Source organism: Methylibium sp. Root1272 (assembly GCF_001425905.1).
Lineage (GTDB): Bacteria > Pseudomonadota > Gammaproteobacteria > Burkholderiales > Burkholderiaceae_C > Methylibium.
Genome location: NZ_LMDY01000017.1, coordinates 111,452 through 129,804, shown reverse-complemented (window position 1 = coordinate 129,804; position 18,353 = coordinate 111,452). Strand labels below are relative to the sequence as shown.

Annotated in this window: 19 protein-coding genes and 1 tRNA gene; 13 read left to right on the top strand and 7 right to left on the bottom strand. The window is 67.2% G+C overall.

The annotated features are described in order from the left end of the window. The first annotated feature begins 24 nt into the window (after positions 1 to 24). The 6 genes from hemA (at position 25) to ASC67_RS17605 (ending at position 5,290) form a co-directional block, all read left to right on the top strand. Positions 25 to 1,359 (top strand): glutamyl-tRNA reductase, encoded by a 1,335-nt coding sequence (hemA, locus tag ASC67_RS17630; protein WP_056324713.1) that lies wholly within the window; start codon positions 25 to 27, stop codon positions 1,357 to 1,359. A gap of 66 nt (positions 1,360 to 1,425) precedes the next feature. After that, positions 1,426 to 2,505: a peptide chain release factor 1 gene (gene prfA, locus ASC67_RS17625; RefSeq protein WP_056324709.1), complete on the top strand. Its 1,080-nt coding sequence runs from the start codon at positions 1,426 to 1,428 to the stop codon at positions 2,503 to 2,505. 2 nt (positions 2,506 to 2,507) lie between these two features. Then, entirely contained in the window at positions 2,508 to 3,344 is an 837-nt protein-coding gene (prmC, locus tag ASC67_RS17620; protein WP_056324704.1) for a peptide chain release factor N(5)-glutamine methyltransferase, read from the top strand. Positions 3,345 to 3,527: 183 nt separating this feature from the next. Further along, complete coding sequence (locus ASC67_RS17615; protein WP_056324700.1) at positions 3,528 to 4,223, top strand: hypothetical protein; 696 nt, start codon at positions 3,528 to 3,530, stop codon at positions 4,221 to 4,223. Positions 4,224 to 4,314: 91 nt separating this feature from the next. Further along, entirely contained in the window at positions 4,315 to 4,647 is a 333-nt protein-coding gene (grxD, locus tag ASC67_RS17610) for a Grx4 family monothiol glutaredoxin (protein WP_056324695.1), read from the top strand. Positions 4,648 to 4,726: 79 nt separating this feature from the next. Further along, on the top strand, positions 4,727 to 5,290 hold the full coding sequence (locus ASC67_RS17605) for a UbiX family flavin prenyltransferase (RefSeq protein ID WP_056324692.1): 564 nt from the start codon (positions 4,727 to 4,729) through the stop codon (positions 5,288 to 5,290). Between the two features lie 13 nt (positions 5,291 to 5,303). Here ASC67_RS17605 and ASC67_RS17600 read toward each other — a convergent pair whose 3' ends face one another. Together ASC67_RS17600 and ASC67_RS17595 are read right to left on the bottom strand one after the other, a co-directional pair. Beyond that, positions 5,304 to 5,924, bottom strand: a complete 621-nt coding sequence (locus tag ASC67_RS17600; protein ID WP_056324688.1) for a lytic transglycosylase domain-containing protein — start codon at positions 5,922 to 5,924, stop codon at positions 5,304 to 5,306. After that, the gene (locus ASC67_RS17595) at positions 5,924 to 7,669 is read right to left on the bottom strand and encodes a proline--tRNA ligase (protein ID WP_056324683.1); all 1,746 of its coding nucleotides are present in this window, start codon (positions 7,667 to 7,669) and stop codon (positions 5,924 to 5,926) included. The genes ASC67_RS17600 and ASC67_RS17595 overlap by 1 nt, the downstream gene beginning before the upstream one ends. A 137-nt stretch (positions 7,670 to 7,806) precedes the next feature. Between ASC67_RS17595 and ASC67_RS17590 the strand changes: the two genes are divergently transcribed. Next, positions 7,807 to 8,406: an RNA pyrophosphohydrolase gene (locus tag ASC67_RS17590; protein WP_056324679.1), complete on the top strand. Its 600-nt coding sequence runs from the start codon at positions 7,807 to 7,809 to the stop codon at positions 8,404 to 8,406. A gap of 14 nt (positions 8,407 to 8,420) precedes the next feature. On the opposite strand, the gene ASC67_RS17585 is transcribed toward ASC67_RS17590, so the two are convergent. From ASC67_RS17585 to rplU, 5 genes are all read right to left on the bottom strand, one after another. Continuing rightward, positions 8,421 to 9,326, bottom strand: coding sequence for a DMT family transporter (locus ASC67_RS17585; protein ID WP_082536100.1), 906 nt, complete (start codon positions 9,324 to 9,326; stop codon positions 8,421 to 8,423). 80 nt (positions 9,327 to 9,406) lie between these two features. Beyond that, entirely contained in the window at positions 9,407 to 10,525 is a 1,119-nt protein-coding gene (gene proB, locus ASC67_RS17580) for a glutamate 5-kinase (RefSeq protein ID WP_056324676.1), read from the bottom strand. Between the two features lie 36 nt (positions 10,526 to 10,561). After that, the gene (cgtA, locus tag ASC67_RS17575) at positions 10,562 to 11,674 is read right to left on the bottom strand and encodes an Obg family GTPase CgtA (protein ID WP_056324672.1); all 1,113 of its coding nucleotides are present in this window, start codon (positions 11,672 to 11,674) and stop codon (positions 10,562 to 10,564) included. 105 nt (positions 11,675 to 11,779) lie between these two features. Beyond that, a complete protein-coding gene (gene rpmA, locus ASC67_RS17570) occupies positions 11,780 to 12,037 on the bottom strand; it encodes a 50S ribosomal protein L27 (RefSeq protein WP_011828112.1) in 258 nt (85 codons plus the stop codon). A gap of 26 nt (positions 12,038 to 12,063) precedes the next feature. After that, positions 12,064 to 12,375, bottom strand: a complete 312-nt coding sequence (gene rplU / locus ASC67_RS17565) for a 50S ribosomal protein L21 (protein WP_011828111.1) — start codon at positions 12,373 to 12,375, stop codon at positions 12,064 to 12,066. A gap of 205 nt (positions 12,376 to 12,580) precedes the next feature. On the opposite strand from rplU, the gene ispB reads away from it, so the two are divergent. From ispB to coaE, 6 genes are all read left to right on the top strand, one after another. Next, positions 12,581 to 13,573, top strand: coding sequence for an octaprenyl diphosphate synthase (gene ispB / locus ASC67_RS17560; protein WP_082536099.1), 993 nt, complete (start codon positions 12,581 to 12,583; stop codon positions 13,571 to 13,573). Between the two features lie 38 nt (positions 13,574 to 13,611). Continuing rightward, positions 13,612 to 13,688, top strand: a tRNA-Pro gene (locus ASC67_RS17555). A 148-nt stretch (positions 13,689 to 13,836) separates the two neighbouring features. Next, positions 13,837 to 15,555: a type IV-A pilus assembly ATPase PilB gene (gene pilB, locus ASC67_RS17550; protein ID WP_056324661.1), complete on the top strand. Its 1,719-nt coding sequence runs from the start codon at positions 13,837 to 13,839 to the stop codon at positions 15,553 to 15,555. A gap of 33 nt (positions 15,556 to 15,588) precedes the next feature. Continuing rightward, positions 15,589 to 16,815 carry a type II secretion system F family protein gene (locus tag ASC67_RS17545; RefSeq protein ID WP_056324656.1) on the top strand — a complete coding sequence of 409 codons (1,227 nt, stop codon included), beginning with the start codon at positions 15,589 to 15,591 and terminating at the stop codon, positions 16,813 to 16,815. A 14-nt stretch (positions 16,816 to 16,829) separates the two neighbouring features. Continuing rightward, complete coding sequence (locus ASC67_RS17540; RefSeq protein WP_056324653.1) at positions 16,830 to 17,681, top strand: A24 family peptidase; 852 nt, start codon at positions 16,830 to 16,832, stop codon at positions 17,679 to 17,681. 6 nt (positions 17,682 to 17,687) lie between these two features. After that, positions 17,688 to 18,308 carry a dephospho-CoA kinase gene (gene coaE / locus ASC67_RS17535; RefSeq protein ID WP_056324648.1) on the top strand — a complete coding sequence of 207 codons (621 nt, stop codon included), beginning with the start codon at positions 17,688 to 17,690 and terminating at the stop codon, positions 18,306 to 18,308. The last annotated feature ends 45 nt before the right edge of the window (positions 18,309 to 18,353 follow it).

The following is an 18,353-nucleotide window of genomic DNA, read 5'->3' as shown; positions in this document are numbered from 1 at the left end:
CCACATCAATTTTATAATCACGCCATGTCAGTGTTTGCCCTGGGCTTAAACCACACGACCGCGCCTGTGGATTTGCGCGGTCGTTTTGCGTTCACGCTCGAACAACTGGCCCCCACGTTGCAAGGTTTTCGCGAGCGCCTGACCTCGGCGCAACGCCCCGGAACGCCCGAAGCCGCCATCCTCTCGACCTGCAACCGCACCGAGCTGTATTGCGCCGCCGAGCCGCAACTGGTACGGCCAGCGCTCGAATGGCTGGCCGGGGTGGGCGGTGTCGGCGCCGACACGCTGAGCCACCACGCCTACATGCTGGAGGGGGGCGAGGCTGCTCGCCACGCCTTCCGTGTGGCCAGCGGGCTGGACTCGATGGTGCTGGGCGAACCTCAGATCCTGGGCCAGATGAAGCAGGCCGTGCGCGAGGCCGATGCCGCCGGCACGCTGGGCAGCACGCTGCACCAGCTGTTCCAGCGCAGCTTCGCGGTGGCCAAGGAAGTGCGCACGGCAACCGAGATCGGCGCCCATTCCATCAGCATGGCGGCAGCGGCCGTGCGACTGGCGGCGCAGTTGTTCGAGGACCTGCGCGAGATCCGCGTGCTGTTCGTCGGCGCCGGTGAGATGATCGAGCTGGCCGCCACCCATTTCTCCGCCCGGGCCCCGGCCCGAATGGCGGTGGCCAATCGCACATTGGAACGCGGCGAGCGGCTGGCGGCGCGCTTCGGGGCCGAGTCGATCCGGCTGTCGGATCTGCCGCAGCGCCTCCACGAGTTCGACGCCGTGGTCTCCTGCACCGCCAGTTCGCTGCCGCTGATCGGCCTGGGCGCCGTCGAGCGGGCGCTGAAGGCGCGGCGACACCGTCCGATCTTCATGGTCGACCTGGCGGTGCCGCGCGACATCGAGCCCGAGGTGGCACGGCTCGACGATGTCTATCTCTATACCGTCGACGACCTGTCGGCCATCGTCCAGAGCGGCGGCGAGAAGCGCCTGGCCGCGGTGGCGCAGGCCGAGGCCATCATCGAGACCGGCGTGCAGAGCTTCGTGCACTGGCTGGGTCAGCGGGGCACGGTGCCGCTGATCCAGGCGCTGAACGCGCAGGCCGACAGCTGGCGCGAGAACGAGCTGGTGCGCGCGCGCAAGCTGCTGGCGCGCGGCGAAAGCGTCGACGCCGTGCTCGAAGCGCTGTCACGCGGGCTCACCCAGAAGATGCTGCACGGCACGCTGGCCGAACTGCACGCCTCGGACCCGACCCAGCGTGCCCAGCTCGCCACGACGGTCTCGCGCCTGTTCCTGCGCGGCGCGATCCCGCCCGACGCGGTGCGGCCCGGCGGGCCCCGCGAAGACGATCATCTCGACGGGGTGCTCTAGCCCGCCGGCTCCTGCCGGCCTCCGGTAGCCGCATCGGCTGCCGGCCTGGCGTTCCCTTGCCCACCGATGAAACCCGCCCTGCGCCAGCAACTCGACCGTTACGTCCGACGTCTCGCCGAGCTCGATTCGCTGCTCGCCGATCCCGCGGTGATGCGTGACGCGGGCGGATTCCGGACGCTGAGCCGCGAGCACGTCGAGGTGTCGGGCATCGTCGAGCGACAGCGGCGCCACGCCCAGCGCGAGCGCGACCTCTCCGCCGCTGCCGAGATGGCCTCCGACCCGGAGCTGGCCGACATGGCCGCGGAAGAAGCCGCGAGCGCGCAGGCCGAGCTCGATCGCCTGGCAGCCGAGCTGCAGCGCCTGCTGCTGCCGCGCGACCCGGACGATGCGCGCCCCGCGTTCCTGGAGATCCGCGCCGGCACCGGCGGCGATGAATCGGCCTTGTTCGCCGGCGACCTGCTGCGCATGTACACCCGTTACGCCGAGCGCCAGGGCTGGCGTGTCGAGGTGATGTCGGCGAGCGACAGCGAGCTGGGCGGCTACAAGGAAGTCGTCGCGCGCATCGAGGGCGACGGGGTGTTCGGTCACCTGAAGTACGAATCCGGCGGCCACCGCGTGCAGCGCGTACCGGCCACCGAGACGCAGGGCCGCATCCACACCAGCGCCTGCACCGTCGCCGTGCTGGCCGAGCCCGACGAAGCGCAGGAGGTGACACTGAATCCGGCCGACCTGCGCATCGACACCTACCGCGCCAGCGGGGCCGGCGGGCAGCACGTCAACAAGACCGACTCGGCCGTGCGCATCACCCACCTACCGACCGGGCTGGTGGCCGAATGCCAGGACGACCGTTCCCAGCACCGCAACAAAGCCAAGGCCATGGCGGTACTGGCCGCCCGCCTGCGCGACAAGGACCGGCTGGAGCGGCAAGCCAGGGAAGCAGCCACCCGCAAGAGCCTGATCGGCAGCGGCGACCGCAGCGACCGCATCCGCACCTACAACTTCCCGCAAGGGCGGCTCACCGACCACCGCATCAACCTGACGCTTTACCAGCTCGGCGCGATCATGGACGGCGACCTCGAACCGGTCGTGAAGGCGCTGGTGGCGGCGCGCGAGGCCGAGTTGCTGGCCGAGCTGGAGATCGGCTGACGATGAGCCGCCCGGCTCCGCCCCCAGGCAGCGTCGCCGCCGCGCTGCAGTCGGCCCGCGAGAGCGGCATCGACCGCCTCGACGCGCAGTGCCTGCTCGGTGCCGTGCTCGCCCGCCCGCGCAGCTGGCTGCTCGCGCACGAGGACGAGACCCTCGATCCCGCTGCAGGCCGACGTTACGGCGCCCTGCTCGCACGCTGCGCTGCCGGCGAGCCCTTGGCCTATGTGCTGGGCGAGAAGGAGTTCTTCGGCCTGAGGCTGGAGGTGACGCCCGATGTCCTGATCCCCCGCGCCGACACCGAGACCCTGGTGGAATGGGCGCTCGAGCTGCTGCCCGGCGACGTCGAGACCGCCGTGGCCGACCTCGGCACGGGCAGCGGCGCGATCGCGCTGGCACTGGCCGCCCAGCGCCCCGCGGCCCGGGTGACCGCCGTGGATGCGAGCCCGGCCGCCCTGGCCGTTGCGAAGCGAAACGCTCGCCAGCTCGGCCTGGCGGTCGAATGGCGGCTCAGCGACTGGTTCTCGGCCCTCGAAGGACGACGGTTCCCGCTGATCGTCAGCAATCCGCCCTATGTGGCCGAAGGCGATGCGCATCTCTCTGCGCTGAGCCATGAACCGCAGCGTGCGCTCACATCCGGCCAAGACGGCCTCGCAGCGATCCGTCACATCGTCGCATGCGCCACGGACTTCCTGACGGCGGGCGCCTGGCTGCTGATCGAGCACGGCTTCGATCAGGCCGGCGAGGTCCAGCGCTTGATGGAAGCGGCGGGGTACGAGCGCATCGCCACCCGCCGCGATCTCGGCGGCCAGCCACGCTGCACGGGCGGACGCCTCAGCTGACGCTCCCGAGGCCAGCCCGGGGCTCCTGTTCAGCGGTTCGTGCGAAACATCGCACCGTCGCAACGCGCCCTGTTGCGATCCGGCGACCGCTGTCCCACAAAGCGTCGCTGCGGCGTAGGATCGATTTCCGGAAGGCCCGAACGCAACGCGCGAGGCCCTCCCGGTCTGCCCGAGGAGCTCGCCATGAATGTGTGCCGCACCTTGTTCCGCCCGACGCTGCCGCTGGTCTTCGCGATGGCTGCCAGCCTCGCGCCCGCCTCGGGCAGCGCCCAAACCGCCTCATCTTCCACGTCCAACGCCAACGGCCTGGGTCTGCGCAGCAGCGACACCGCATGGCCCCGCTGGCAGGGCCGGCTGGGCCTGACCCGCGGCAGCCCGGCGGCACTCGCCGGTGGGCGCTACGACCCCGGTCTGGACACCATCAACGCCTATGGTGCGGATCGTCCGCAGCAGAGTCTGAGCCTGTTCGGCGACTATTACTTTCTTCAGCAGGGCATCGCCGGCGCCGGCTACAGCGGCGGACTGCGGGCGACCGGTGGGCTGATCTACGGGCCGCGCGGGGCCGCCTGGTCCGCGCTACCGGCGGGTCTGTCGGCACTGGGCGGCAGCTTCAGCACGCTGCAGCGCAATTTCAGCCTGGCCAACCCGGCGCTGGGCGCGGACGACGGCAACAGCTCGGTGCCTTATGTAGGCGTGGGTTACACCGGGCTGCAGTCCCTGCGTGCCACTGGCGGTGGTTGGGGCTTCAGCGCCGACGTCGGCCTGGTGGCGCTGCAACCGCGCTCGGCCGTGCGTTTCGGTCAGCAGGGCCTGAGCGACAGCCTGCGCGACCTGCAACTGAGTCCGTTGCTGCAGTTGGGTGTCTCGTACTCGTTCTGACCTCGGGTGGGGATTTGCCACCGCGGCGGCCGACGCTGGCCGGCTTTGCCGTATAACCGCGGCTGTTCCCGAATTCTTGCCGCGAGCCACCATGACCCAGATTACCACCTCCGACGTTCAGCAGCGCATCGACCAACTGGTCAAGTCCCACCGCGTGGTGCTGTTCATGAAGGGCAGCGCGCAGTTCCCGATGTGCGGCTTCTCGGGTCGCGCCGTGCAGATCCTCAAGGCCTGCGGCGTGACCGATCTGGCCACGGTGAACGTGCTCGAGGACGACGGCATCCGCCAGGGCATCAAGGACTACGCCAACTGGCCCACGATCCCGCAGCTGTATGTGAACGGCGAGTTCGTCGGCGGCTCGGACATCATGGCCGAGATGTTTCAGTCCGGTGAACTGCAGCCGCTGTTGAGCACTCCGGCCTGAGGCCTCGCTCCGCACGGCTGCCGTCCTGGCCGCCGTCGTCCTGCCTCGCGGGGCGACCCTTCACTTGAAGGCACAGCACATGACCCGACGCCTCGTGGTCGGCATCACCGGAGCGACCGGCGCGGTCTACGGCACGCGCTTGTTGGCACGCGCTCGCGCGCTGGGCGCCGAAACGCACCTCGTCGTGACGCCGGCCGGCGTGCTGAACGTTCATCACGAACTCGGCCTGGACCGGCAAGCGCTGGAAGCGCTGGCCGATCACGCTCACGCACCCGGCGACATCGGCGCCTGCATCGCCAGCGGCAGCTTCGCGACCGCGGCCATGGTCATCGCGCCGTGTTCGATGAAGTCCCTGGCCGCCATTGCGCATGGCTTCGGCGACAACCTGCTGACGCGCGCCGCCGATGTGACGCTGAAGGAGCGCCGCCGTCTGCTGTTGCTGGTGCGCGAGACGCCGTTCAACCTGGCGCACCTGCGCAACATGACTGCGGTGACCGAGATGGGTGGCATCGTGTTTCCACCGTTGCCGGCCTTCTATCACCGGCCGGCGAGCATCGACGAGATGGTCGACGACACGGTGGAGCGCGTTCTCGGTCTGCTGGGATTGGACGCCGCAGCACCCAAGGCCTGGTCGGGTCTCTGAGGTTCGGAGCCGCTCAGCCGAGCTTGTATTCCCAGCGCCTGCGCGCAGCGAACACCGCGTTCGGATACTCGGGTCGGCCGCGACTGCCGTTGTAGCGGCCCAGGGCGAGGTACAGGTCACCGCGCTCGCGGTCGAGGTAGTGCCGCAGGATCACGCAGCCGAAGCGCAGGTTGGTCTGCAGATGGAACAGACGGCCGACGTCGCCGTCGCCGATAGTCCGCATCCAGAACGGCATCACCTGCATGTAGCCGCGCGCGCCGGCCACCGACACCGCGTACTTGCGAAAACCGCTCTCCACTTCCACCAGCCCCATCACCAGCCCGGGGTCCAGGCCGGCTCGCCGGCTCTCGTACCAAAGGGTTTCAAGGAACTCGACGCGTGTCAGGTGCTCGGCCTTGCGCTTCTGCAGGCGCTGGCTCATCGCTCCGAGCCAACGCAGGTAGGCGAGGCGTTCTTCGGTGCTGGCGAAGCTCGGGCGCGGTGGTGCACCCCGCGAAACCGCCGCGGACAGCGCGGTCCGCACCGCGTCGGCCAGCGGCTCCTCGATCTGCGATCCGGCAAGGGCCGGCGCAGGCGGCAGGCCTGCGGCCAGGCCCAGGCCGGCGAACAGGACGAGCCGGCGGTTGCCCTGCATCAGTCGCGCAAGCGCGCACGCAACTGCGCGACCACCTCGGCCAGTGCCAGCTTGCCGGCCTCGGCCTCCTGCCGGCCCTGCAACTCGACCTGCCCTTCCTTCAGCCCGCGGTCCGAGATCACCACGCGTTGCGGAATACCGATCAGTTCCCAGTCGGCGAACATCGCACCTGGGCGCTCGCCCCGGTCGTCGAGCATCACGTCCAGGCCGAGCGCCTGCAGTTCGTCGTGCAGTGCATCGGCGGCCTGCCGGACCTCGGCCGAGCGGTCGTAGCCGATCGGACAGATGACCACCTCGAACGGCGCGATCGCATCGGGCCACACGATGCCGCGCGCGTCGTGGCGCTGCTCGATTGCCGCGCCGAGGATGCGCGTGACGCCGATGCCGTAGCAGCCCATCTCCATCAGCCGCGGCTTGCCGGTCTCGTCGAGGTAGGTGGCGTTCATCGCGGCGCTGTACTTGGTGCCGAGGTAGAACACGTGGCCGACCTCGATGCCGCGCTGGATCGCCAACACGCCCTTGCCGTCCGGCGAGGGATCACCCTCGACGGCATTGCGGATGTCGGCCACGAGGTTGGGCTCGGGCAGGTCGCGGCCCCAGTTGACGCCGGTGTAGTGGAAGTCGGCGTCGTTGGCGCCGCAGACGAAGTCGCCCATGTGCGCCACCGTCCGGTCGGCGATCACGCGCACCGGCTGCTTCAGGCCGATCGGCCCCAGGTAGCCCGGCTTGCAGCCGAAGTGCGCGTCGATCTCGCCGACGGTCGCGAAGCGGAAGCCCGCGCTCAGACCCGGCAGCTTGCCGGCCTTGACCTCGTTGAGCTCATGATCGCCCCGCACCAGCAGCAGCCAGACGGTGGTCTTCACGATGTCGCCGCCGTCGTTGCGATCGTCGGTCGCCAGCACCAGCGACTTCACGGTCTGCGTCAGCGGCAAGCCCAGCAAGGTGGCCACGTCGGCACAGGTGGCCTTGCCGGGCGTCGGCGTCTTGGCGAGCGGCTGGGTCGGTGCCGGCCGCTGCGCGGCGAGCGGCAGGCACTCGGCCAACTCGATGTTGGCTGCGTAGTCGCTGGTCGGACAGTAGACGATCGCGTCCTCGCCGGTTTCGGCGATGACCTGGAACTCGTGCGAGCGGTCGCCGCCGATCGCGCCAGTGTCGGCCGACACCGCGCGGTAACTGAGGCCGAAGCGGTCGAAGATGCGGCCATAGGCGGCGTACATCGCGTCGTAGCTCCTGCCGGCCGCGGCCTCGTCGCGGTCGAAGGAGTAGGCGTCCTTCATGGTGAACTCGCGCCCCCGCATCACACCGAAGCGCGGCCGGCGTTCGTCGCGGAACTTGGTCTGAATGTGATAGAAATTCTTCGGTAGCTGGCGGTAGCTGCGCAGTTCCTGCCGCGCGATGTCGGTGACGACCTCCTCGCTGGTCGGCTGGATGATGAAGTCGCGGTCGTGGCGGTCCTTCACGCGCATGAGCTCCGGACCCATCTTCTCGAAGCGCCCGGTCTCCTGCCACAGCTCGGCCGGTTGCACCACGGGCATCAGCAGCTCGACGGCGCCGGCCCGGTTCATCTCCTCGCGGATGATCGCCTCGACCTTGCGGATCACCCGCAACCCCATCGGCATGTAGCTGTAGATGCCGGCGCCGAGCCGCTTGATCATGCCGGCGCGCATCATCAGCTTGTGGCTCGTGACCTCGGCGTCGGCGGGCGCTTCTTTCAGGGTGGAGACGAAGAACTGGGAGGCTTTCATGGCGTCGGCCGGGGCATGCGAAAGAGAGGCTGCGGGAGCGATGCGGCCGGACCGGCCCCGCACCCTGGGGCGGGGCGGGCTTGCATCGCGGAGGCCCGGTGCAATAATGAATTCAAGACTGAATTCGAGGTTTCATTATGCTCGACCGTGAAGGCTTCAGGCCCAACGTCGGCATCGTTCTGCTCAACCAGCGGAACCAGGTGTTCTGGGGCAAGCGCATACGCACCCACTCCTGGCAGTTTCCGCAAGGCGGCATCAAGTACGGTGAGACGCCCGAGCAGGCGATGTACCGTGAGCTGCACGAAGAAGTGGGCTTGCAGCCCGAGCATGTGCGCATCCTGGCGCGCACGCGCGATTGGCTGCGCTATGAGGTGCCCGACCATTACATCCGCCGCGAGGCCCGCGGCCATTACCGCGGCCAGAAGCAGATCTGGTTCCTGTTGCAGCTGACCGGCCGCGACAACGACATGAACCTGCGCGCCTGCGACCACCCGGAGTTCGACGCCTGGCGCTGGAACGAGTACTGGGTGCCACTCGAGGTGGTGATCGACTTCAAGCGCGACGTCTACCAGATGGCGCTGACCGAACTGGCTCGTTTCCTGCCGCGCGCCAACCACCACAACCGCTATCTGCGCTCGGGCATGCGGGCGCACCGGCGTGAGGACGAGGAGCGCCCCAACGGCGAAGCGCGGGTGGAGACAACCGACGACGGAACGACGCCCGAAGGGCCGCGCTGAGGCTCCGCGCGGCGTCAGCGGTGTCGGCGGTTGAGCAGGCTCAGCCCCACAGCCACCGCCACGAGCGCCACCAGCAATTCGACGCCCACCGGCTCCTCCAGCAGGCCAGCGGCAAAGGCCGCGCCGAACACCGGCGTGAGGAACACGAAGGCCTGCACCTTGGTCGCCGGATAACGAGTGAGCAACCCGAACCACAGCAGGTAACTGGCGAAGGTGACGATCACCGCTTGATAGAACAGCGAGCCGATGGCCAGCGCGCTCCAGGCGGCCGGCCAGGGCGTGCCGCTCACCCAGGCAGCCGCAGGCGACAGCAGCGCCGAAACAAGCAGTTGGTAAGCCAGCGTCTTCTCGGGCGCAGCATGCCGCAGCGAACTGAAGCGGATGATCACCGTGGTCAGGCCCCACAAGGCCGCGGCTACGAGGATCAGCGCATCACCCAGCCAGGGCCAGCCGCTCGCCCGAGGCGCAGGTTCGGCAAACGCGAAGGCCACCCCACCGAAGGCAATGGCCAGGCCGAGCGCCTGCACGGGCCGCAGCCGCTCGGCCGGCACCAGCCACGCGAGCACCAGGGCAACAACGAACGGCGAGGTGTTGATGAACACGACCGACCGGGCGGCGGTCGTGTACTGCAAGCCGACGAAGATGCACCCGAATTCGATGGCGAACAGCAGGCCTGCGAGCAGGCCGGGCCACAGCGTGCCGTCACGCCAGTGCCAGGGAATGCCGCGCCAGCGCATCCAGGCGAGGACCAGCACCAGGGCGACCACGCTGCGAACGGACAGCTGGATCAGCGACCCGACCTCGGGCAGCGCCGCCTTGATGGCGACTTGGTTCAATCCCCAAAGCGCGCAGCAGCAGACCAGCGCCAGGGCCGCCGGCGCATCGATGCGCGCGGCGCGGGGTTCGCGCTCCGTCGTCACGCGGAGCGGCCCGCACCGCGTCGGGAACACCGAATGCGGGGTTTGCGAGGACAGCCTGAGTGCAGAAGCAAGAGATCTCGTCAGGCCAGCACGAGATTCGTGCGGTGGATCATCTCGGCCTCGTTGCTGTAGCCCAGCAAGCCCTCGATCTGCGACGACGGCTTGCGCGCGATCAGCCGCGCCTCGCTGCTCGCGTAGTTGGCCAGGCCCCGCGCGATTTCGGCACCGGCCTGGCTGCGCACCGCGATCACGTCGCCCCGCACGAACTCGCCCTGCACTTCGACCATGCCGATCGGCAGCAGGCTCTTGCCCTCGTCGCGCAGCTTGGCAACGGCGCCGTCGTCGATGACGACCGCGCCGCGCAACTGCAGGTGGTCGGCCATCCACTGCTTGCGCGCCGCCAGCTTGGCGGTGCGCGCGACGAGCAGCGTGCCGATCGCCTCGCCGTCAGCGAGTCGCAGCAGCACGTCGGGCTCACGGCCCCAGGCGATGACGGTCGAGGCCCCGCTGCTGGCGGCACGCTTGGCGGCCAGCACCTTGGTGATCATGCCGCCACGCCCCAGGCTGGAGCCTGCACCACCCGCCATCTGCTCGAGTTCCGGCGTTCCGGCGACAGCCTCACCGATGAACCGGGCCTGCGGGTCCTTGCGCGGATCGGCGGAATACAGGCCGGGCTGATCGGTCAGGATCACCAGCGCATCGGCGTCGACGAGGTTGGCGACCAGGGCTCCAAGCGTGTCGTTGTCGCCGAACTTGATCTCGTCGTTGACGACCGTGTCGTTCTCGTTGATGACCGGGATCACTTTCAGCGACAACAGGGTCAGCAGGGTCGAGCGCGCGTTCAGGTAGCGCTCGCGGTCCGCGAGGTCGGCGTGCGTCAGCAGCACCTGCGCGCTGCCGATGCCATGCTCCGAGAGCTTGCTCTCGTACATCTGAGCCAGCCCCATCTGCCCGACGGCGGCAGCGGCCTGCAACTCATGAATCTCTTTCGGTCGCGCGCTCCAGCCCAGTCGCTTCATGCCTTCGGCGATCGCGCCGCTGGACACCATCAGCACCTCGCGGCCCTGCCCGGCCAGCGACGCGAGCTGGCGGCACCAGTTACCGATCGCGGCGGCATCGACACCCCTCCCCTCGTTGGTCACGAGGCTGGAGCCGACCTTGACGACGATGCGCCTGGCACTACGCAGCACTTCAGGCATGCGGCCTCTTGTCTCTAAGTCAGGTGAGCGCGCGCCTCAGCGGAAGCGCGGGTCATCCGCCTGCGGGGCAAAGCGGGGCCCGTCGTCATTGTCGTCGGGCTCAGGCTCGGCGAAGCGCACGTCGGGATCGACATAGTGGGTCTGGTAGCTGGCCACGTGCTGGTAGATCGCCTGCACCAGCGTCTCGCAGCCCTCGCGCGTCAGCGCCGAGATCTCGAAGACCGGACCTTTCCATTTGAAGCGCTTGACGAAATCCTTCACGCGCGCGGCACGCTCCTCGGCCGGCACGACGTCGAGCTTGTTGAGCACCAGCCAGCGCGGCTTGTCGTACAGCGCCGGGTCGTACTTCTTCAACTCGGCGACGATCGCCTTCGCCTGTGCGACCGGATCGGTGTCGTCGAACGGCGCCATGTCGATCATGTGCAGCAGCAGCCGGGTGCGCTGCAGGTGTCGCAGGAAGCGGTGGCCCAGCCCGGCGCCCTCGGCCGCGCCCTCGATCAGCCCAGGCACGTCGGCGACGACGAAGCTCTGCTCCGGTCCGACGCGCACGACGCCGAGATTGGGGTGCAGCGTCGTGAAGGGATAGTCGGCGATCTTCGGCCGAGCGTTCGAGATCGCGCTGATCAGCGTGGACTTGCCAGCGTTCGGCATGCCCAGCAGGCCCACGTCGGCCAGCACGCGCAGCTCGAGCTTGAGCTTCTTCTGCTCGCCCGGCCAGCCCGGCGTCTTCTGGCGGGGAGCACGGTTGGTGCTGGTCTTGTAGTGCAGGTTGCCGAAGCCACCGTCACCGCCCTTGGCGATCAGGATCCGCTCGCCCGGCTCCAGGAGCTCGGCGACCGGCGCGCCGGTTTCGGCGTCGCTGATGATGGTGCCCACCGGCATGCGCATCACGATGTCTTCGGCCGCGGCGCCGAACTGATCGGAACCGCGGCCGTGCTCGCCGTGGCGGGCCTCGTGTCGCCGCGCGAAACGGAAATCGATCAGCGTGTTGAGGTTCCTGTCGGCCACCGCGTAGACGCTGCCGCCACGCCCGCCGTCGCCACCGTTCGGACCGCCGAAGGGGATGAACTTCTCGCGCCGAAAGCTCACGCAGCCGTTCCCGCCGTTGCCGGCGATCACGTCGATGTAGGCCTCGTCAACGAATTTCATGGGGAATGCCTGTTGCTCGAACGAGCGCCGGTGGGATGTTATCTGGAGCTCTGCAACGAAAAAGCCCCGGCGGGCCGGGGCTTCGTCGCGGCGCCAAACACGCCGTCAAACGGGATCGATCGCCACCGTGCGGCGATTGCGTTCGCCCTTGACGGCGAAGCTCACCTTGCCGTCGACGAGAGCGAACAAGGTGTGATCCTTGCCGATGCCCACGTTGCTGCCCGCGTGGAATTGCGTGCCACGCTGACGAACAATGATCGAGCCGGCCTGCACGGCCTGGCCGCCGAAAGCCTTGACGCCGAGCATCTTCGGCTGCGAATCGCGGCCGTTCCGGGTGGAACCGCCGCCTTTTTTCTGTGCCATTTCCTAGCTCCTTCTCGGTTGCCGTGTCAGCCATTCACCGTGCTGATTTCCAGCTCGGTGAAATTCTGGCGGTGACCCTGCCGCTTTTGATAATGCTTGCGGCGGCGCATCTTGAAGATGCGCACCTTGTCGTGCCTGCCGTGCGCCACGACTGTGGCCTTGACAGTCGCGCCGGCAACCAAGGGAGTGCCAACTTTGAGGTCCGCGCCGCTTCCGACGGCGAGCACCTGGTCGATCACGATCTCTTGGCCAACGTCCGCAGCAATCTGTTCTACTTTGATCTTTTCGCCGGCAGCAACCTTGTATTGCTTGCCACCGGTTTTTATGAGCGCGTACATATCAGCCCTTTCACTCGAATGACCCGTCTGGATGCCTGCCGGCCCCCAAGCGGCCCCTGCAAAATGCGCAGAGCCTTGAATTGTAGCATCGCCGCGGCGGTCGGCATGCGCCGCGCACCGTGGGCGCTCTGAGCCGCGGATCGCACGCGATCCCCCTCCCTATAATCGAAATGCTCGAAATTCCTCGAGCTCCTCCTCCTTCAGCGTGACTGCCGTCTCGAACGTCTCCGGGTCGACCCTTTCCTTCGCAGACCTGGTCGCCGCCGACATGGGCGAGGTCGATGCGTTGATCCGGCGCCGACTGGCTTCGGATGTGGCGCTGATCAATCAGATCTCGCACTACATCATCAGCGCCGGCGGCAAGCGGTTGAGGCCGATGCTGGTGCTGTTGTTTGCGCAGGCACTCGGCTTCCGGGGGCCGGAGCGCTTCGAACTGGCAGCAACGGTCGAGTTCATCCACACCGCGACCTTGCTGCACGACGACGTCGTCGATGAATCCGCGCTGCGGCGCGGCCGCGACACGGCCAATGCGCGTTTCGGTAACGCAGCCAGCGTGTTGGTCGGGGACTTCCTTTATTCGCGAGCCTTCCAGATGATGGTCTCGGTGAATCGCATGAAGGTTCTGGAAGTGCTGGCCGACGCCACGAACGTGATCGCCGAAGGCGAGGTCCTGCAGTTGATGAACATGCACGACCCCGACCTGGCCATCGATGACTATCTCCGGGTGATCCGGTTCAAGACGGCCAAGTTGTTCGAGGCCAGCGCCCGACTCGGCGCCTTGCTGGCCGACGCTTCCCCCGATGTCGAAACGGCTTGTGCCGACTACGGACGGGCGTTGGGCACCGCGTTCCAACTGGTCGACGATCTGCTGGACTATGAAGGCGCAACGTCGGCCCTTGGCAAGAACATCGGTGACGATCTGCGGGAAGGCAAACCGACGCTGCCCTTGCTGGTGGCCATGACGCGAGGGACACCAGCGCAGCGTGACGTGGTGCGCGCCGCTATCGTGCAGGGGGAAGTGCAGCGGCTCCCGGAGATCATCGAGATTGTCCGATCCACCGGCGCGCTGGAAGCCACCAGGGAAGTAGCGCGCGCCGAAGTCGCACGGGCCTGCGCGGCCTTGTCGGTCTTGCCGGCCTCGCAGTACCGCGAAGCTCTGCTACACTTATGTGCTCAGTCCACGGAGCGATCCTCGTGATCCGTTGACTGTAGTCGTCAGCATCGGTCTGACCCAATCGGGGTGTAGCTTAGCCTGGTAGAGCGCTACGTTCGGGACGTAGAGGCCGGAGGTTCGAATCCTCTCACCCCGACCACCATCGTCTCCACGATTTGCGGACTTTGTCGTGGCGTCTGCACGGCATCGCGTGGTGGATGCTCACATCCGCGGACTTCGATCGTTTACAGGGCCGCGCGAATCGGCGATCATGATCTGGTTGCAGCCCAGACTTCGCCGATTGCCCTGTGGATACCCTTGCCGATGCCCCGCAGAGTTCGCTGTCCGGCGTCGCTCGCGTGCTCGTGCACGCGGGCAAACTCAACGTTAAGACCGCCGAAGATCTCGTCCGTAGCGCCAAGGAGCAGAAGCGCAGCTTCATCTCGGCGGTTCTGAGCGCCGGCGCCGTCAACCCTTCGGATCTTGCCCACACGCTGTCCAGCGTGCTGGCGATGCCCTTGCTCGATCTCGCAGCGGTCGATCCGCAGCGCCTGCCGCGCAATGTCATCGATGCCAAGCTGGCCACCCAGTATCAAGTGCTCGTGCTGGGCAAGCGCGGCAACCGCCTCTTCATCGCCGGGGCCGACCCCACCGACCAGGAAGCCGCCGAGCGCATCAAGTTCGCCACGCAGCTGACGCCCGAGTGGGTGATCGTCGAGCACGACAAGCTGTCTCGGCTCGTCGACGCCGCTACAACGACGGCCAGCGAGTCCCTCGAGTCGCTGGTCGCCGGTGATTTCGAGTTCGATGTCACCGAAGAAGATGCCAGCGCGGCCGAAACCGCCGACGTCACCACCGACGTCGAGGACGCTCCGGTCGTTCGCTTCCTGCAGAAAATGCTGATCGATGCGATCAACGCGCGAGCCTCCGATCTGCACTTCGAGCCGTTCGAATACAACTACCGGGTCCGCTTCCGCGTCGATGGCGAGCTGCGCGAGATCACGCAACCGCCGATCGCCATCAAGGACAAGCTCGCCTCGCGCATCAAGGTGATCTCCCGGCTCGACATTGCCGAGAAGCGCGTGCCGCAGGACGGCCGCATGAAGCTCAAGTTCGGCAGCAAGGCGATCGACTTCCGGGTCAGCACCCTGCCCACGCTGTTCGGCGAAAAGATCGTGATCCGTATCCTCGACCCGTCGAGCGCCAAGCTAGGTATCGAGGCGCTCGGCTACGAGAAGATCGAGAAGGACCGCTTGCTGGAAGCCATCAAGCGGCCCTATGGCATGGTGCTGGTCACCGGCCCGACCGGCTCCGGCAAGACGGTGTCGCTGTACACCTGCCTGAACATCCTGAACCAGCCCGGCGTCAATATCTCCACCGTCGAGGATCCGGCCGAAATCAACCTGCCGGGCGTCAACCAGGTCAATGTCAACGACAAGGCGGGGCTGAACTTCTCGGTCGCCCTGAAGGCGTTCCTGCGGCAGGATCCAGACGTCATCATGGTCGGCGAAATTCGTGACCTCGACACGGCGGACATCGCTATCAAGGCTGCGCAGACCGGCCACATGGTGATGAGCACGCTGCACACCAATGACGCGCCGACGACGCTGACCCGCCTGATGAACATGGGCGTCGCACCGTTCAACATCGCCTCCAGCGTGATCCTGATCACGGCGCAACGGCTGGCGCGCAAACTCTGCGAGAACTGCAAGGCGCAGGCCGATTACCCTCGCGAAGCGTTGCTTCGTGCCGGCTTCGCTGAAGCGGATCTGGACGGCAGTTGGAAGCCCTATCGTGCCGTCGGCTGCTCCAGTTGCAGCAACGGTTATCGGGGACGCGTCGGCATCTACCAGGTCATGCCGATCAGTGAAGAAATCCAGCGCATCATCCTCACACAGGGCAATGCGGTCGACATCGCGAAGCAGGCGCAACGCGAGGGCGTGCGCGACTTGCGTCAGTCGGGCCTGATCAAGGTGCGAGTGGGCGTGACCACCCTGGAAGAAGTCATCTCGGTCACCAACGAGTAAGCCCAACGGGCGGCAGGGAGAGTCGGAGACACCATGGCCACAGCAGCAACGGCTTCGGCGAGAGACATCAAGGAATTCGTCTTCGAGTGGGAAGGCAAGGACAAGAACGGCAAGGTCGTGCGCGGCGAGATGCGCGCCGGCGGTGAGTCGGTTGTCAGCGCGTCCCTGCGTCGCCAGGGCATCCTCGTCAACAAGGTGAAGAAGCGCCGCATGAGCGGCGGCAAGTCCATCAAGCCGAAGGACATTGCGATCTTTACCCGCCAGATCGCCACGATGATGCGCGCCGGCGTCCCGTTGTTGCAATCCTTCGACATCGTAGCGCGCGGCAGCACGAACGCACGCGTGACCAAGCTGCTGACCGACATCCGCTCCGACATCGAGACGGGCACCAGTCTGTCGTCGGCCTTCCGCAAGCACCCGCTGCATTTCGACGCGCTCTACTGCAACCTGGTCGAGGCGGGTGAAGCCGCTGGCATCCTGGAAACGCTGCTCGAGCGGCTGGCGATGTACCAGGAGAAGACCCTCGAGATCAAGCGCAAGATCAAGTCGGCGCTGATCTATCCGGTCGCGGTGCTGGTGGTGGCCTTCGTGGTGGTCGCGGTCATCATGATCTTCGTGATCCCGGCCTTCAAGGAGGTCTTCACCTCCTTCGGAGCCGACCTCCCAGCCCCGACGCTGTTCGTGATGGCCGTATCGGAGATCTTCGTCAGTTACTGGTGGCTGATCTTCGGCGTCATCATTGGCGGCACCTATTTCTTCTTCGAGTCGTGGAAGCGATCCGAGAAGATGCAGAAGACCATGGACCGGCTGCTACTGAAAGTGCCGGTGTTCGGCGACTTGGTCTACAAGTCGGCCGTCGCGCGCTGGACGCGCACGCTCGCCACGATGTTCGCAGCCGGCGTGCCGCTGGTCGAGGCGCTCGACTCGGTCGGCGGTGCGGCAGGCAATGCCGTGTTCGCCGAAGCGACAGAGCAGATCCAGAAGGACGTTTCCACGGGTACCGCACTGACAACGTCCATGCAGACCACCGGCATCTTCCCCGTGATGGTGCTGCAGATGGCCGCCATCGGCGAGGAATCCGGTGCGCTCGATCACATGCTCTCCAAGGCCGCCGAGTTCTACGAGGCCGAGGTCGACGAGGCTGTCAAGGGCCTGTCGAGCCTGCTCGAGCCGATCATCATCGTCGTGTTGGGTACGATCATCGGCGGCATCGTGGTGTCGATGTACCTGCCCATCTTCAAGCTCGGCCAAGTGGTCTGAGCACGCCCGGAGGCATGTCGTCCGACCTGCAGGGCGCGTTGCTGTCGCCCTGGACGCTGGGACTGCTCGGGCTGTGCATCGGTAGCTTTCTCAACGTCGTCATTCACCGCCTGCCCCAGATGATGGAGCGGGCCTGGCGGCTCGAAAGCGCCGACCTGCTCGGAGTCGCTGCACCGGAGTCGCCCGCGCTCACACTGGCGAAGCCTGCCTCGCGCTGCCCGCACTGCGGCCACCGCATCCGCTGGTTCGAGAATGTCCCGGTGCTGAGCTGGCTGCTGTTGCGCGGACGCTGTTCGGCCTGCAAGACGCCGATCTCTCCGCGCTATCCGTTCGTCGAGATCGCGACTGGGCTGTTGTTCGCGTTGCTGGCCTGGCGCTTCGGTGCGCAGCCGACGGTGCTGGCCTGGTGCACCTTCGTCGCCGTCCTGCTGGCACTGTCCGGCATCGACTGGGACACGACCCTCCTGCCCGACAGCCTCACTTTGCCGCTGCTCTGGGCCGGGCTGGTGGTTGCCGGACTCGGCTGGACGCTGCCACTCTCGACGGCCCTCTGGGGCGCGGTGTTCGGCTACCTGTCGCTGTGGTCGGTGTACTGGCTGTTCAAGCTCACCACGGGCAAGGAGGGCATGGGCGCGGGCGACTTCAAGCTGCTGGCGGCTCTCGGCGCATGGCTCGGGTGGCAGATGCTGCTCCCCATCGTGCTCGGGGCGTCCTTGATCGGTGCCGTCGTCGGCATCGCCATGAAGTTGGGCGGCGCTCTGCACGAAGGGCGCTACGTGCCCTTCGGCCCCTTCCTGGCCGGTGCCGGACTGGTCGTTCTGTACGCAGGCTCCGAGCGTGTGATGGGCTGGCTCGGCTGGGCCTGAGGCTCGATGGGAAGCGACCGCACCGGCTTGCGCATCGGCCTCACCGGGGGCATCGGCAGCGGCAAGAGCACGGTGGCCGCGCTGCTCGTCGGACGAGGAGCCGTGCTGGTCGATACCGATGCGATCGCACGCGCACTCACCGCGCCGGGCGGAGCCGCAGTTTCGGCACTGCTCGCGCAGTTCGGTCCTGACTGTATCGACAGCGAGGATGGCGGTCTCGCCCGTGCCTGGATGAGAAACAAGGCGTTCTCCGATCCTGCCGTGCGCCTTCAGCTCGAAGCCATCCTCCACCCCTTGATCCGCGACGAGACGGAGAAGCTCGCGTCCGCCGCATCCGCTGCGGCCTGCGTCGTGTTCGACGTTCCGCTGTTGGTCGAGTCGGGTCGCTGGCGAGATCGCGTCGATCGGGTGCTGGCGGTCGATTGCCCCGAGGAGATCCAGATCGACCGTGTCGTACGACGCTCCCAATGGACCCCTGACGAAGTGCGGCGCGTGATGGCGCACCAGGCTCCGCGGCGCCTCCGTCGCGCCGCCGCCGACGCCGTGATCGACAACCGGCGAGACACGGTCGATGCGCTGCAGGCGGCCGTCGATGCGCTGTGGAGGCACTGGATCGACGAACGCTGAGACCTGGCGCCCGCTCGGCGCGAACCCTGTGGAACAATCAACCGC